This window comes from Flavobacterium saccharophilum (genome assembly GCF_900142735.1).
Lineage (GTDB): Bacteria > Bacteroidota > Bacteroidia > Flavobacteriales > Flavobacteriaceae > Flavobacterium > Flavobacterium saccharophilum.
The window spans coordinates 50,962-65,674 of record NZ_FRBY01000002.1; the positions used below are offsets into that span (position 1 = coordinate 50,962).

At 32.8% G+C, this 14,713-nt stretch carries 11 protein-coding genes; 1 reads left to right on the plus strand and 10 read right to left on the minus strand.

Features of this window, described 5'->3' with window-relative positions:
• Positions 1-183: 183 nt before the first annotated feature.
• From BUA98_RS05630 to BUA98_RS05675, 10 genes are all read right to left on the minus strand, one after another.
• Entirely contained in the window at positions 184-1,812 is a 1,629-nt protein-coding gene (locus BUA98_RS05630) for an LVIVD repeat-containing protein (protein ID WP_072970665.1), read from the minus strand.
• A gap of 219 nt (positions 1,813-2,031) precedes the next feature.
• On the minus strand, positions 2,032-2,547 hold the full coding sequence (locus BUA98_RS05635) for a hypothetical protein (protein WP_072970666.1): 516 nt from the start codon (positions 2,545-2,547) through the stop codon (positions 2,032-2,034).
• 193 nt (positions 2,548-2,740) lie between these two features.
• Positions 2,741-4,573, minus strand: coding sequence for a BamA/TamA family outer membrane protein (locus BUA98_RS05640; RefSeq protein WP_072970667.1), 1,833 nt, complete (start codon positions 4,571-4,573; stop codon positions 2,741-2,743).
• Positions 4,574-4,644: 71 nt separating this feature from the next.
• Positions 4,645-5,760 (minus strand): AI-2E family transporter, encoded by a 1,116-nt coding sequence (locus BUA98_RS05645; RefSeq protein WP_072970668.1) that lies wholly within the window; start codon positions 5,758-5,760, stop codon positions 4,645-4,647.
• 116 nt (positions 5,761-5,876) lie between these two features.
• Positions 5,877-6,407, minus strand: a complete 531-nt coding sequence (locus tag BUA98_RS05650; protein ID WP_072970669.1) for a mechanosensitive ion channel family protein — start codon at positions 6,405-6,407, stop codon at positions 5,877-5,879.
• 11 nt (positions 6,408-6,418) lie between these two features.
• Complete coding sequence (locus BUA98_RS05655; RefSeq protein WP_072970670.1) at positions 6,419-7,003, minus strand: Maf-like protein; 585 nt, start codon at positions 7,001-7,003, stop codon at positions 6,419-6,421.
• Positions 6,996-7,922, minus strand: a complete 927-nt coding sequence (locus BUA98_RS05660; protein ID WP_072970671.1) for a geranylgeranylglycerol-phosphate geranylgeranyltransferase — start codon at positions 7,920-7,922, stop codon at positions 6,996-6,998. The genes BUA98_RS05655 and BUA98_RS05660 overlap by 8 nt, the downstream gene beginning before the upstream one ends.
• A gap of 91 nt (positions 7,923-8,013) precedes the next feature.
• Positions 8,014-8,541 carry a KdsC family phosphatase gene (locus tag BUA98_RS05665; RefSeq protein WP_072970672.1) on the minus strand — a complete coding sequence of 176 codons (528 nt, stop codon included), beginning with the start codon at positions 8,539-8,541 and terminating at the stop codon, positions 8,014-8,016.
• Positions 8,525-9,286: a Rossmann-like and DUF2520 domain-containing protein gene (locus tag BUA98_RS05670; protein WP_072970673.1), complete on the minus strand. Its 762-nt coding sequence runs from the start codon at positions 9,284-9,286 to the stop codon at positions 8,525-8,527. The genes BUA98_RS05665 and BUA98_RS05670 overlap by 17 nt, the downstream gene beginning before the upstream one ends.
• Positions 9,287-9,442: 156 nt before the next feature.
• Positions 9,443-11,131 (minus strand): glycoside hydrolase family 28 protein, encoded by a 1,689-nt coding sequence (locus BUA98_RS05675; RefSeq protein ID WP_072970674.1) that lies wholly within the window; start codon positions 11,129-11,131, stop codon positions 9,443-9,445.
• 302 nt (positions 11,132-11,433) lie between these two features.
• On the opposite strand from BUA98_RS05675, the gene ccsA reads away from it, so the two are divergent.
• The gene (gene ccsA, locus BUA98_RS22665; RefSeq protein ID WP_072970675.1) at positions 11,434-14,646 is read left to right on the plus strand and encodes a cytochrome c biogenesis protein CcsA; all 3,213 of its coding nucleotides are present in this window, start codon (positions 11,434-11,436) and stop codon (positions 14,644-14,646) included.
• Positions 14,647-14,713: the final 67 nt, after the last annotated feature.

A 14,713-nucleotide genomic window follows, 5' to 3' on the forward strand; every position in this document is an offset into this window, starting at 1 on the left:
TGAAAGAGGTTCAAAAATAGTAATTAAATTGTTGAACCGTATTTAAATGAAATGTTAATGTTTAGTTATTGACTTTCTTTCAACAAAATTTATTCCAAAAAAAAGCTGCTAGATAAAATCTAACAGCTCTTAAGAGAATTGACCTAAAAACTTAAATCATATAGTATTTCTTAGGATAACAAATTATTTCAATTTGTTTTCTGTGTCTTTATAGTTTCCAGTAATGGTTACACCACTATTTTTTGTAACTTTTCCGTAAATAGTAATTGATGAATCGTTTCCGATAAAATTAATTTTAGCACCGCTATTTAATCTTAAATCTCCCCAAATTACTACAGAACCTTCAATTTGCAATGTCGCATTACTATTTATGATCAACTCGGTTGGGTTTTGTTGTTGGTATTTCCCCTGAGCCAAAGTTCCTCTCATATTAAAAGTTCCTCCGCTATTTAAAATCAAAGTATTTTGAATACTTATTGATCCACAATGTGTCAATATTCCACCAGAGTTGACAATCACCGAACTAATAGCTGTTGATCCTGAATATGATTTTACTTCATTTGAATTTAAAATTAAATTCTGACCTTGATTGTAAGTGCCATAATTAGAGCAATTTGCAAATGTTGTGTTAGGTTTTTCCATTTTAATGATTTTCAAACCACCTTTTCCACTTGCAACATAAATATAATTACCGCTTGATTTTACGTAGTTTGAAGAACCTGTAATTCCAACAGTTCCTACTAAACTAAGTTGAGATCCTGATTGGTAAACATTTAAACCTGCTGCTCCGTTTGCAACAAAAGCGTAACCATCGTTTACAGAAACTGCGTTTGTAACATTGTCTTCACCAGCGGTTGTTAAACCAATAGTTTGTAATTTAGATCCACTGTTGATATCGTAAACACCTAAGCCATTATATCCTTCAGAAACCAATAATTTTGTACCATCAAAATCCATTGTTCTTTTTGCACCGCTAACATCTGTAGATGTAGTAAAACTTTTTTGCAATGCTAAACTAGATTCGTTGTAAATATTTACACCTTTAGTACCGCTTAAGGTAACAATTTTGTCACCACTTACAGCTACAGAACGCAAATCTGCCAATTGAGCTTTCCCTGCAATTGCTTTAGATGAGCTGCTGATTTTATATAAATTTCCGGCATCTCCGGTTACAGCAAAATAGGATGATGAATTTGCAGCAACATCAGTTGTAACTTTACCTTCAAGGTTGTTGATAGTATATTTATCTGTAAGCAGACCTGAACTCAATTGCATATTGATTACAATTGACGGATTTGTTAAAGTAGCGTCTTTGTCAATATCTGTTGCTCCGGCAATTATCAAATTTCCGTTAGAATAGGTAAGAGATGTAATATCGGTATTAGCAATTAATGCCGATGTAATTAATTTAGGTTTATAAGGATCTGAAACGTCAATTACATCAATCGCACCAGAGTAAACATCACCGCGCATAGTGTAAGCAACATAAGCATAGTTTCCGTTTACAGCAACATGATTAGCCTGCAAAGTTCGTCCGTTACTATCTGTTGGAGGATTTATTTCGGCGATTTGTACTAAAGGCAAATCAGTAGTAGCCTGAGTACTCTTTAATAATTTTGATGTTGAAGCATTTGTAATTGTAATTACTCCCGAATTTGTTAGATCAAGTCTTTTGTTTAATGAGGTAACATCAGAGTTGATTTCGATATTATTTTCTTTTGCCTGATTATCATTAGAAGTGTCATCATTATTATCACAAAATGTAAAAAGTGACATGGCTAAAAACGAAAATAAATAAACATTCTTTTTCATAATTTCAATTTTGGTTTAAAATATTTTGCAAAGATACGTCATAATTGTAGTATTATTGGGTGATTTTTAAGGATATTTTAACTTAACATATTGTTTTTCATGTGTTTATACGAAATATTTAATATATTAACACTTTATCGATATACTATGTATGCATAAAAAAAGAGTATCAAATTTTTGATACTCTTTTGTATTGAAAATTAGCTATTTACTAATTTGTTATCTTCTTCCATGTCCGTGATTATCATGTTTGTCATGTTTATCATGGTGATCATCGTGATCATGACGATCGTGTTTATTATAATGTTTGTAGTCTCTGTGATTATCGTGACGATCATTGTAACCATAAACCGGTCTTGGTTTATAAGGTCTTTGAGGTGCACCGTGGTATCCTTTGTAATATCTTGTTCTATGACGATCAAAGTACACATAAGGAGTTCTACCGTGATAATCATTCAAAACTACTTTATAACCTCCATATAAGTCATAGTTTCTATATTGTCTTGGTAAGTAAGTTGTTCTCATCCATCTGCCTCCACCAAAATAAATAAATTGTGAAGCTCTTACATCATAATAAGCTTCGATGTCCGGTAGATAATAATATTCCATTTCTGCATATCCTGATGGACCCCATGCTGGAGGTGTACCAATATTAACATTAATTGAGACTTGGGCTTGCGTGGCATTTGCAACCAAAAGGAATAATCCGGCGATTGCTATTTTTATTGTTTTCATTTTTTTTAAGATTTAATGTTACTCTTGTATAGGGATATTCATATACTGTGCCAAAAATAAAAACTAAATGTATTTGATCGGATAAAATGTGCATTTCAACGATTGTTAAAATGTTAATAGTTTTGTAAATAATTGATTTATAAATTGTTTCGAAAAGTTTAAAAATGAAATAAAATTTAAAAAAAAATCATTTCTATTTGTAATCCACAACTCGGGGCTTTCCGAGTTCAAAACTTTGCAAACCATAATCAGTGGTTTCAAAAGTATTGGTTTTGAAAACATTATCTCCATCATTTGGAATAGTAGGGTAGTATGACAATGACAATTGAAATGAACTAAAAACTAAATAGTCATTACTAATTAATAGGCCAAGAGTCACTTTCTGATAGGCTTTATTTCTTCCCATCGCATTATTTGGACTTCCTAAAACAGCTATTGAATAATTAAAAAACGGATTCATACGGAATCCCCAAAGTGCATAAGGAGAATAGGTTTGCGTCTGAAGTGACAAAACCATTTTATCTGTTCCGTATATAGCGCTGTTAAAGCCGGCTAAACCATTTTGTTCGTTTATGTTTAATTGATCGCCTATAATGTCTTCACGATTTACTCCAATAACTATTCTCGGATTAACAAATTGTCTCAGTTTCCATTTTCCTATACTATATAGTTTTGTGAAATAATTGCTTTCAATTGCAAAAGCCGTTTCATAGGTTTTGGACTGATGAAAAAAAGTACCTGCTTCGAAATTAGTACTGAAAAAGCCCCACCTATAATAGTTTCCAAAAGAAAATTGTCCGCCTATATACGGTCGCCACATGGTATTTTTGTATTGATAACCAAGCGTGATTCCATAAATTCGGCCAATAGGAACATCTTCAGTTTGCCCGTTTCTAAAGATGTAACTGTCTTTGATAAACTTTCTGGTATTGAATCCAATTCCGGATAAAATTAGTTTTTCATCTGAGTAAAAATTCGTTGGATCATACAAATCTGAAGGACTTTCACTAAAGTTTACGTTTAGAAAACGTGCTGAAACTATCAAATTGGTTATACCGGCATTCTCTGTCTCAAATACTTTAGTTGCTTTTCCTGCCCAAAAATCCTGAAAATTATATTTGAAAGGCTGATATTGATAGCTCATATCAGGAGCCTGCAAAGTATCTTTTCTGAAATTTTGTCCAACATAGACTCCACCGGCCCATTTGGTTAACGGAGAGTAGAAGAGACGCTCAAGATTTATTGTTTTCGAATAATTATTATCCAGATCAATATTATAGTGGAATGTCGCTCCGATGTAAGTGTTTTTAATATTAGGAACAGTGTACGTAACATCATTTCCATTTCGACCATCATCAAAACGATTTGTAAAACGGTATTCCAGCTGTTGACCAGAACCAAAAAAATCTTTCTCTTTAAATCCAACCGAAACCTGATTACTAGAAATTGAAAATTTAGGAATAGTACTCCAGGAATCTAAAACACGAATAGTAACATCAACAGAGTCTGATGCTGCGCCAACAAGATCATGTGTTACGCGAACTGCAGTTACATATTTCTGAGCACGAATTAAACGTTCGGATTCCTGCACTTTATAACTGTCGTATACGGAGTTCCGTCTAAATAGTAATAAATTGGTAATAGCAATTCTTTTTGTTTTTAAATGAAGTCTGTTTCCCGTTCTTTCTCCCCAATTTTTAGGCACCTGAGTTGTATCTGTAAGAGAATGCCCAAACGGATCTAAAGTAATAATATTTATTTTTCTAATGATTTTTCCATTATAATCGGCAGAATCATGAGGGATAATAAGATCTTCTTTTTTTCGGGGCTTTTTACTTCTAAACAAAAGTTTGTGCATTGTTTGCGTAAACTTATTCTTCTTGGAGTAATTTCTAATTTTCGTATAGATCTCTGTACTATCTTTTTTGGCCTTACTGTCTTCTTTTTTAGTATTATCTTGGGCTTGAGTAATTTGCGTACAAAAGCAGATTAAGATAAGAAACACTATTTTATTAATTGGAGACATTCAGGTATTTTTTTGCTATACTATAAAGTGATTTTTGTATGAATATAAGTAAAATAAGAGTAATAACCTTACTATTGGTTTACTTTGGCTTCAATTTTAGCTTTTCTAATTCGCCAGGTAAATTTTCTGGGCATATGATTTCCCATCAGATACCCCCAAGGTTCTAAAGATTCAATTCGTTCAAAAATAATTTTCAGAATGGCTAATAACGGAATTGCCAAAAACATACCTGAAATTCCAGCTGCAGAACCTCCAATAATAATTCCCATAATCGATACAAAAGCATTGATTTCTACTTTTGAATTTATTATTAATGGCACCAGTAGATTATTATCAATTAATTGTACCACAACATTTACAAGTAAAATACTTAAAATCATTGAAGTTTCTGGCGTTCCGGTTAGAGAAGCTAAAAGCGTTATGACGCCGGCAATTGTTATTCCAATATAAGGTATCAGATTTAAGATTCCGGTTATTAAGCCCAGCAGAATAAAATACTTCACGCCAACAATCCACAGACCCAAACCTGTTAGAATAGAAACGACAACCATCTCTAGTAATAAACTAACAATGTAATTGTTTATTGACACTTTAATTTGTGATAAGATATCTTTTAGTGCCGCATGGTTTTCCTTGTCGATTAGTTTGGCTAAAAATAGAATAAAATGATCTTTATAAAGGAGAAATAAAAAGGTGTAAATAGGAATGATGGTGCAATCTAATAGAAGATCTGTAATAGATAATATTGCTGAACCAACGGTACCGGCACCGCTATTTTTAACGGAATCTTTTGTTACGGTGTCCAGGTATTTTTTTTGTTCGCCAATGCTTATATGAAAATTATCTTTTACAAATTTATGTACCTCAGTAATAAAATAATTGGTGTTTTTCTTAATCGCTTCAAAGTCATTGGCAATATCTTTTACCTGGTACGATATAAAAACTAATATTCCGACAATAAATGCGGCAAACATAAGTACACATAGTATTGCTGCCAGATGCCGTGGAAACTTAAATCTAACATTTAATAATGTAAAAACAGGAAGTAGTAAAACGGCGAATAAAAAGGCCATTAGTACAGGTGTAATGATGTCTTTTCCTAAGCAGAATATTACAGCAAAACAAATTAAACTTACAAGTATAAGGGAAAGTTTTGCATAAAAAGGCAATTTGATTGAACGAATCATTTTGGTGTCAAAAATTAGGTTTAGAAATCAATAAGATCTAAGCAAAATTCTTATTTTTTTAAATAAATACCGTTCTACGTTTTCTTATTAACGTTACAAAATTCCCATTCAAAAGTTTAATCAAAAAACTCTTTATCCTCGTAATGCGTTGGCATTATAGAGATACCTTTTTGTAATAATAAATTATTGGGAAAAATGATTCTTTCTCCTTCTTTAGTTCTTAAATTAACATGAAAAGCACTAATATCTTCAATTTCAGCTTCAATTGGAAAATCTTTATCGTGAATTTTGATAGTGTCACCTATTCTGAAGGGGAATGAAAAGAATAAAATCATTCCGGAAGTAATATTACTCAGAATAGACCACTGCGCAAACATGGCAACGCCAATAACAGTTGCAATTGAAGAAACGGTTATAAATATATCTTTCGTCTCAACACCCCAAATCACAATCAAACTTATGGTTACCAAAATATTCATCAAAATATGAATATATTTGATCACTAAATTAGTCCTATGTTCTAAAAGCTGGCTGCTGTGGGCATAGCGACGAATTAATTTAGCAATAATCACTCTTAATGCCACCAAAGTAACTAAGAGAATTATTGTAGTTAATATTTCCTGACTATATTCTTTAAAAGAAAACATACTTTACTATTTTACACTAAAGTACTCAAATATTCATAAACTTTTGCTGTTGGCAAGCCCATAACATTGGTATAAGAACCTTCAACTTTTGCAACTGCCATAAAACCAAACCATTCCTGAATACCGTAAGCACCGGCTTTGTCATAAGGTTTATAGTTTTCTATATAATATAAAATAGCTTCATCTGATAAATCATTAAAAGTTACTTTGGTTATATCATGTAATAGAGTAGAAGTAGTATTTGTTTTAAAACAAACTGATGTAATCACTTCATGAGTAGTATTCGACATCGATTTGATCATTTCAAAAGCTTCTTCGGCACTTTTAGGTTTTCCTAAAGCTTTTCCCTCATGCCATACTATCGTGTCACTGGTGACTAATATTTCATTGTCTTTAAGTTCACCCTCAAATGCACCTGCTTTCAATTCAGATAGAAAATCAGTGATTTCAACCCCTTTTAATTCCGGTGGATAAATTTCTTCGATATCTTTCAGTCTTATTTCGAAATCCAGATTTAAATCTTTGAAAAATTGCTGTCTGCGGGGTGAACCCGAAGCCAGAATTATAGTATATTTTTTTAATTTTTCTTTAAGCATTGTACTTAATATTTAAGGTGATAACCAGAATTGATAAAATCCCGAAAAGCAAAATCAATTTTAAAACGGTACTCAAATGATGAAAATCTTTTTGAGATTTGGCTCCAAATATTTTTACAATAAAATATAAAAGTGGAGCTAATACAAAAGCAAAAGCATATAGCGTAACGATTAAAAGATCGTTTTCCATGAAATATTTGTTGATATAAAGCAACGATAATATAAATGGAATAATGGCAAAGCCCAAGGCAATTTTTGCGGCTCTGCTAATTCCGATTGCAATTGGTAAAGTATTCATTCCTTGGTTATAATCGCCATTTACGTCTTCAATATCTTTAACTATTTCACGAATAAAATTAATCATAAAAGCGAATAATGCATAATCGATTAATATAGAAAACAAACTCGCCATTTGCGCCTGATTGTCCACATTTGTTGCGGGAAAAATATCAAAAACGCCAATTATAATAACGCTTAATGCCAATAATAATGCCACTACAAAATTTCCTAAAAGCATGATTTGTTTTAAGGTTGTAGAATAAAAATAAAGCAAAGAAGCAATCAGAATAAAAATAGTAGCGAAACCAGGTCGCATGATCACATTTGATAAATAAAATCCAATTGCGACACCGGTAATATTTAATCCGAAATAAATATTATAAGCTCTGGTTTCAGAGATTCCTTTTCCAATAACAACATCATTGGGTTTATTAATGGTATCAGATGCAACATCAAAAATATTATTGATTACATATCCTGCCGCGGCCAATAAAACTGTACTCAAAACCAATAATCCATATTGCCAATCAGCTAAAGCCAATGGAATATCCTGTTGCTTTAAAAAGGAATAGCGAAATAAAAGCTGCATAAACGCAAGCATCAGTAGGTTTTGGTATCGAATGAGTTTAAGGTATTTCATTTTCTGAAGGTTCTGAGGTTCTGAGGGGCTAAGTTGCTAAGGTTCTGATTTTTTATCGAATTAATAATTTACAATTTATAATTAACCATTATTAATCGTGTTTCCCACTAAAATGTTCCATCCATTTTCCCTGCACTTTCATTACTTGTTCGATTACATCACGTGCGGCACCTCTTCCTCCTTTTACGTGTGAGATATAGCGGCAGATATTTTTAATTTCCGGACTTGCATCTTGAGGACAAGCTGGTAATCCTACTAATTTCATTACATGGTAATCCGGAATATCATCACCCATATATAATACTTGTTCTGGCTTTATATTATAAGTATCAGTGTATTCTTTAAAGGTGAGCACTTTATCCGGAGTTCCTAGATGAATGTCTGTAATTCCTAAATTACGAAGTCTCACACGGACACCTTCATTGCTTCCTCCAGAAATAACGCAGACATTATAGCCACTTTCTACAGCCGCTTTCATGGCGTAACCATCACGAATATTCATTGTGCGAAGAATTTCTCCCTCATTCGTTACAAAAACTGAACTGTCTGTTAGTACGCCATCAACATCAAAAACAAACGTTGTGATGTCATTCATTATTTCCTTATAACTTTTTGCCATTATGCTGTATAGATTGTGTTAGTATTTTATAAATATTCTTTTGATTTTCATTGGTTAGATATTCCAAATGTGCTTCAATTGTATTGGAATCATTGCGTTTTGCAGGTCCGGTTTGTGCGTCGACCGGATCTAAAGTTTTTATTTTTTCAGCGGTTTCCTGAATCAGCGGTTTTAAAATATCGAACGGAACCTGATTTTCTTCGCAAATTTCCTGACCAATCTGGTATAAATGGTTTGTAAAATTATTGACAAAGACAGCTGCTACATGTAATGCTTTACGCTGCTCTGAATTTATGGGAAAAACAGCTTTAGAAATACTTTTCGCAACTGTTTCTAAAACGCGGAAATCAAAGGTGTTATCGGCTTCTAAACATATCGGAATCACCGAAAAATCAATTTCTTTATTTTTAGAAAAAGTCTGAAGTGGATAAAAAACGCCTTTACGATTTTTATCATCCAAAGTTTCTATTGAAGCAGTTCCCGAAGTATGAACCACTAGTTGATTGTTAAACGGTAATTGTTGAGAAACTTCTGTAATGGCGTTATCTGTAACTGCGATAATGTAGAGATCAGATTCTTTTAGATCCTCATAATTGCTAACAATTTTTTCAAATTCAATTAGAGAACTTAATTTTTCTTTTTTTCTCGAAAATACTTGTACAATTTCAACAAGCTCACTTTTTGTGAAAGCCTTAATCAGATGCTGTGCAACATTTCCGGAGCCAATTAACGTTATTCGAATCATATCGCAAAATTAGTATTATTTTTTTTAAAGTGGATTGCTTTTAGCTGGTTTGTCTTTTGTTAAAAAAACACCAGAATTGTAGAATCTTTACCGCAAAGTAAAAACCCGTTACTTAACTAATTATAAGTAACGGGTTTATCCTGAATTTTAGTGTATTTATAGTTTTACTGCGCCTTTTGAAACACTTTCACTAATTGTAGTTTTGGTAGTATAATCTGTTTTTTTAGTAGAAATTAATTCAATTTTTTCACTGGCAGAACCATCAATTGTAACCGCTTTTGAAGAAGTGGAGTTGAATTCAACATCTTTTAAAACTATATTTTTACCGTTGTAAATTTCAAATATTGACGGGCTTTGGATATCTAATTTGGCGTTGGTGATTTTAATTCCGGTTGCATCAATTATAGAAATACCTTTTTCAGCTGAAATAATCAAATTAGAAAGCTCGATATTTTGAAGATTCATTTCAGGCAAACCTTGTAAAAATACAGCTTGTTGCGCTCCTTTAATCGTAATGTTTTTGATTGAAATGTTTTTAAACTGAGGTGTTTCCTCGTTTACCGGAACAACTTTAGTATTGATTTTAGTTCCGCCTTCTGCCAATGTTTCGGCAATAGATTTTCCTCCATAATAAAGATCAAACGAAATAGCTTGTGATGGAATATCAGTCATATAAATATCAGAAATAAAGATGTTTTCAACGATTCCGCCGCGTCCGCGAGTACTTTTAAAGCGAAGTCCAACATCTGTTCCCATAAAAGTACAGTTTGAAACATGAAGGTTTTTTACGCCTCCAGACATTTCACTTCCTACGGTTACGCCGCCATGGCCGTGATATACAATATTGTTTTTAACGATAATATTTTCGCACGGAATACCTCTTTCACGACCATCTTTGTCTTTTCCTGATTTAATGCAAATTGCATCATCACCAACATCAAAACTCGAGTTTTCTATCAATACATTTTTGCATGATTCTATGTCAATACCATCTCCGTTTTGAGAATACCACGGATTTCTAACGGTTATATTGCGAACTATTAAATCTTCAATCATAAGCGGGTGAATGTTCCATGCCGGTGAATTTTGAAAAACCGGTCCATCAAAAAGAACTTTTTTACTGTTTTGAATGCTCACCAATACAGGACGAAGAAAATCATGAATAGGCTCAAAGTCTTCTTTTGTTTTTAAATCAAGACGCACATTTTGATCTGCTCCAACGGCAGCTTTCTTAAAATTTTCAGACGGATACCAGGTATCTTTTTTTTCATTCAGAACTCCACCAGATGCAACAAGTTCTTTCCATTGACTCTCAGTTAATTTATTCTTTTTAACTTGTCTCCAGGCATCTCCAGAGCCATCCCAGACACCATTTCCGGTAAAAGCAACATTCTCAAGATTTTTACCATAAATAGGAGAGATGCAACGCCACGTATTAAGACCTTCAAAGCTGGTCTGAATGAGGGGGTATAAATTTTTATCGCTTGAAAATTTTATCAATGCACCTGTTTCAGCATGTAATTCTATATTGCTCTTTAATATAATTGGTCCAGTAAGCCAGATTCCGGGAGGAATAATTATTTTTCCACCTCCTTTTTTTGAAACGGCATCTATGGCGTCGGCGAAAGCCTTGGTATTTAAAACAGAGCCTCCGTTGACAGCTCCAAAATCTTTTAAGTTTACTGTATTGTTTGGAATCGTAGGCTCCTGAATTTTAGGCATTTTAAATTCAATATTCTCATAGGAATCATAAGACTTTGAATTTTGGGCATTTGTATAATTAGACCAACTTGAAAATAGGGCCGCCAGTGCAAAAGCGAATAAATTAATTGATTTAGTTTTCATGCTTTTAATTATATGAAGTTTGGTTTGTTAGCTGCTACAATTCTTATAAATGAGTTTTTTTATTAGTTGAAATTTAAAAAATACTTTCATTAATAAAAAAACCAATAATGTAATCGATTACACAAATCTAATAAAAAATATTAAGTATTAAGTAAAAAATTTAACTCAATTATATGACGATTGTTAATGAAACTTAAAAGTAAAACTAGTCTTTTTTGGTTTTTATTAACAAAAGACAAATATTGGAACTCAACATTTTTAAGTACTTTTGTGGCACTTTTATACAATGTAATTCCTCAGAAATGGATAAAAAAATATTCTCTTTTTTGTTTTCTACACGATTAATGGCCGTTCTTTTTTTAACATTTGCAATCGCAATGGGTGTTGGAACTTTTATCGAAAGTAAGTACAATACTGACACAGCCAGAATTTTAATTTACAATACATGGTGGTTCGAGGCTATAATGGTCTTCTTTATGATCAACTTCTTCGGAAACATCAAACGTTATCAACTATTAAAAAAGGAAAAATGGGCAACTTTATTGCTGCACGTTGCCTTTATATTTATTCTTTTAGGAGCTTTTATTACACGTTATATTAGTTATGAAGGTGTAATGCCAATTCGCGAAGGGGCAGCTGAAAACCAGATCCTTTCTGAAAAAACATTCTTAACTGTTTTTGCAGATGGAGAATATAAAGGAGAAATGAAACGCAGAGTTTTTGAAAAAAATCTACTGTTATCTCCCGTGACAAATAATGATTTTAGCCTTTCTGGTAAATTTGACGAAACACCTTTTGAAGTTTCCTATTCAAATTACATTTTGGGAGCTAAAGAAATGGTTAAACAGAATCCTAACGGTACTTTATATCTTAAACTGGTTGAAGCAGGAGAAGGCGGGCGTGAAGAACATTTCTTAAAAGAAGGAGAGGTTCAAAATATTCACAATGTATTATTTGCTTTGAATAAGCAGACCGATGGAGCAATTAATATTAATACTACAGGGGAAAAATATACAATTCAGACACCATTCGAAGGTGAATTTATGCGAATGGCTGATAAATTTAAAGGAAGTGTAACAAAAGATAATGTGCAGCCTTTAATGATGCGTTCTCTATACAGTATTGGCGATATCAGAATTGTTTTCCCTGATCCGGCTGTTAAAGGAGTTATAGCTTATGAATCAAATAATGATTTTAAAGCAAAAAACCATAACGATGCTTTAATTGTAAAATTAAAAGCAGACGGGCAGGAAAAAGAAATTACACTTTTGGGATCTAAAGGTAAAATTGGGGAACCAAAATCAGTTAAAATTGGTAAGATCGACTACACTTTATTCTATGGAAGTAAGGCATATATTACACCTTTCAAAATTAAACTGAATGATTTTATTGCTACAAAATATCCAGGGACAGAAAAAAGTTATTCTGCTTTTGAAAGTAAAGTAACCGTTCAGGATTCATCTGAAACTTTTGACGCCAGAATTTATATGAATCATGTATTAGATCATAAAGGATATCGTTTTTTTCAATCAGGATTTGATCCGGATGAGAAAGGAACAATTTTATCTGTAAATCATGATTTTTGGGGAACTTCAATTACCTACTTAGGCTATTTTATGTTATTCTTCGGTTTAATGGCAATTATGTTTACCAAAGGTTCTCGCTTTACAGATTTAAAAAGAAAACTGGAGAAAGTAAAAGAGAAAAAAGAGAAGCTAATTACTATTTTGGTTTTAATGATTGGTTTAAGTGGTTTTGCTCAGGCTCCACATGTTCACACACCAGGTCATGATCATAATCATTCAGCAGATCCAAATGACCATGCCAATCACGTTACAGCGGCACCAAGTCAGAGACAATTAGACTCTTTATTGTCAATCTACAAAGCTCCGGAAGCTCATGCTGCCAAATTTGGACGATTGATCATTCAGGATGCTGGAGGTAGGATGAAGCCAATTAATACTTTTTCATCGGAATTATTAAGAAAGGTAAGTCATGATGACAAGTACAATGGAATGAATTCTGATCAGGTATTTTTGTCAATGACGCAATATGCTCAGGTTTGGATTCAGATTCCTATTATTTACATCAAACCAGAAAACGACAGTATTCGTAGAATTATCGGGATTGAAAAAGGAGCCAAATTTGCTCCCTTTGTAAAGTTCTTTGATGAAAATGGAAATTATAAACTTTCTCCTTATTTAGACGCAGCTTATAAAGCAGCTAATCCAAATAGTTTTGAGAAAGATTTTATCGAAACAGATAAGAAAGTAAACTTGATGGAATCTGCATTAAGCGGCAGTATTTTGAGAATTTTCCCAATTCCAAATGATCCAAATAACAAATGGATTTCATATTTAGAAATTGATCACGCTGGTTTAAAGGGAATAGACGCTACTTATGTAAAGCAAATTCTTCCTTTGTATTTTAGTGCTTTAAACAATGGTTCAATTTCTAAAAACTTTAATACCGCTGATCAGTTGGTTGAAAGCATTAATGGTTTTCAGAAGAAATTTGGAAGTAAAGTTCGTCCAAGTGAAAAGAAAATAGATCTTGAAATCGCGTACAACAAATACAATATTTTGCCAAAAATGTTTTATTGGTATTCGTTGTCTGGAATCTTGATGTTGATGTTTACTTTGTTTAGTATTTTCTTTGATAAAAAGTTTTTGCGCATTACAGTAAATGGTTTTCATATTTTAATTGGGTTAATATTCGCGCTTCATACCGTAGCTCTAATAGCTCGCTGGTATATCTCAGGACACGCACCGTGGAGTAACGCTTATGAAGCAATTGTGTACGTGGCGTGGTCAACAATGTTCTTTGGATTGGCTTTTGACAGAAAATCAAAGCTTACGGTGGCATCTGCAGCGTTTGTGACGGCCATGATTTTCATGGCATCAAACGCCAACTGGGTTGATCCTGAAATTGCCAATTTACAACCTGTTTTGAATTCGTATTGGTTAATGATTCACGTTGCCGTTATTGTGGCAAGTTACGGGCCTACTGCACTTGGAATGATTCTAGGTTTTGTGGCCTTGGTATTGATCTTCTTTACCAATGAGAAGAACAAAGCCAAAATGGAACTAAACATCAAAGAAATTACCTATATCAACGAAATGTCAATTACAATTGGTTTGATTATGTTAACTATTGGTAACTTCTTAGGTGGACAATGGGCCAACGAAAGCTGGGGACGCTACTGGGGATGGGATCCAAAAGAAACCTGGGCTTTGATCTCCATTATGGTTTATGCGTTTGTAATTCATGCTCGTTTTGTTCCATCTTTGAGAGGAAAATGGTTGTTTAACTTAATGACAATGTACGCTTTTGTTTCAATCTTGTTTACCTATTATGGAGTAAATTTCCACTTAGTTGGATTGCACTCTTACGCAAGTGGAGAAGCTCATTCATTAAGCTGGATTTGGTATTCATTAGGAACAATAACTTTAATAGGAATTGTTACGTATCCGAAATACAGCAAATATTATAAAACTAAAAAAGTCAAAAAATAGATAATTATTGAAAGTAATTATTAATTCATAAAAAAGGTTCAACATTACGTTGAACCTTTTTTTATGA

Excerpts from the sequence above, each read along its gene's own strand:
- BUA98_RS05630 (WP_072970665.1), bottom strand. The coding sequence starts at position 1,812 with ATGAAAAAGAATGTTTATTTATTTTCGTTTTTAGCCATGTCACTTTTT.
- BUA98_RS05635 (WP_072970666.1), bottom strand. The coding sequence starts at position 2,547 with ATGAAAACAATAAAAATAGCAATCGCCGGATTATTCCTTTTGGTTGCA.
- BUA98_RS05640 (WP_072970667.1), bottom strand. The coding sequence starts at position 4,573 with ATGTCTCCAATTAATAAAATAGTGTTTCTTATCTTAATCTGCTTTTGT.
- BUA98_RS05645 (WP_072970668.1), bottom strand. The coding sequence starts at position 5,760 with ATGATTCGTTCAATCAAATTGCCTTTTTATGCAAAACTTTCCCTTATA.
- BUA98_RS05650 (WP_072970669.1), bottom strand. The coding sequence starts at position 6,407 with ATGTTTTCTTTTAAAGAATATAGTCAGGAAATATTAACTACAATAATT.
- BUA98_RS05655 (WP_072970670.1), bottom strand. The coding sequence starts at position 7,003 with ATGCTTAAAGAAAAATTAAAAAAATATACTATAATTCTGGCTTCGGGT.
- BUA98_RS05660 (WP_072970671.1), bottom strand. The coding sequence starts at position 7,922 with ATGAAATACCTTAAACTCATTCGATACCAAAACCTACTGATGCTTGCG.
- BUA98_RS05665 (WP_072970672.1), bottom strand. The coding sequence starts at position 8,541 with ATGGCAAAAAGTTATAAGGAAATAATGAATGACATCACAACGTTTGTT.
- BUA98_RS05670 (WP_072970673.1), bottom strand. The coding sequence starts at position 9,286 with ATGATTCGAATAACGTTAATTGGCTCCGGAAATGTTGCACAGCATCTG.
- BUA98_RS05675 (WP_072970674.1), bottom strand. The coding sequence starts at position 11,131 with ATGAAAACTAAATCAATTAATTTATTCGCTTTTGCACTGGCGGCCCTA.
- ccsA (WP_072970675.1), top strand. The coding sequence starts at position 11,434 with ATGGATAAAAAAATATTCTCTTTTTTGTTTTCTACACGATTAATGGCC.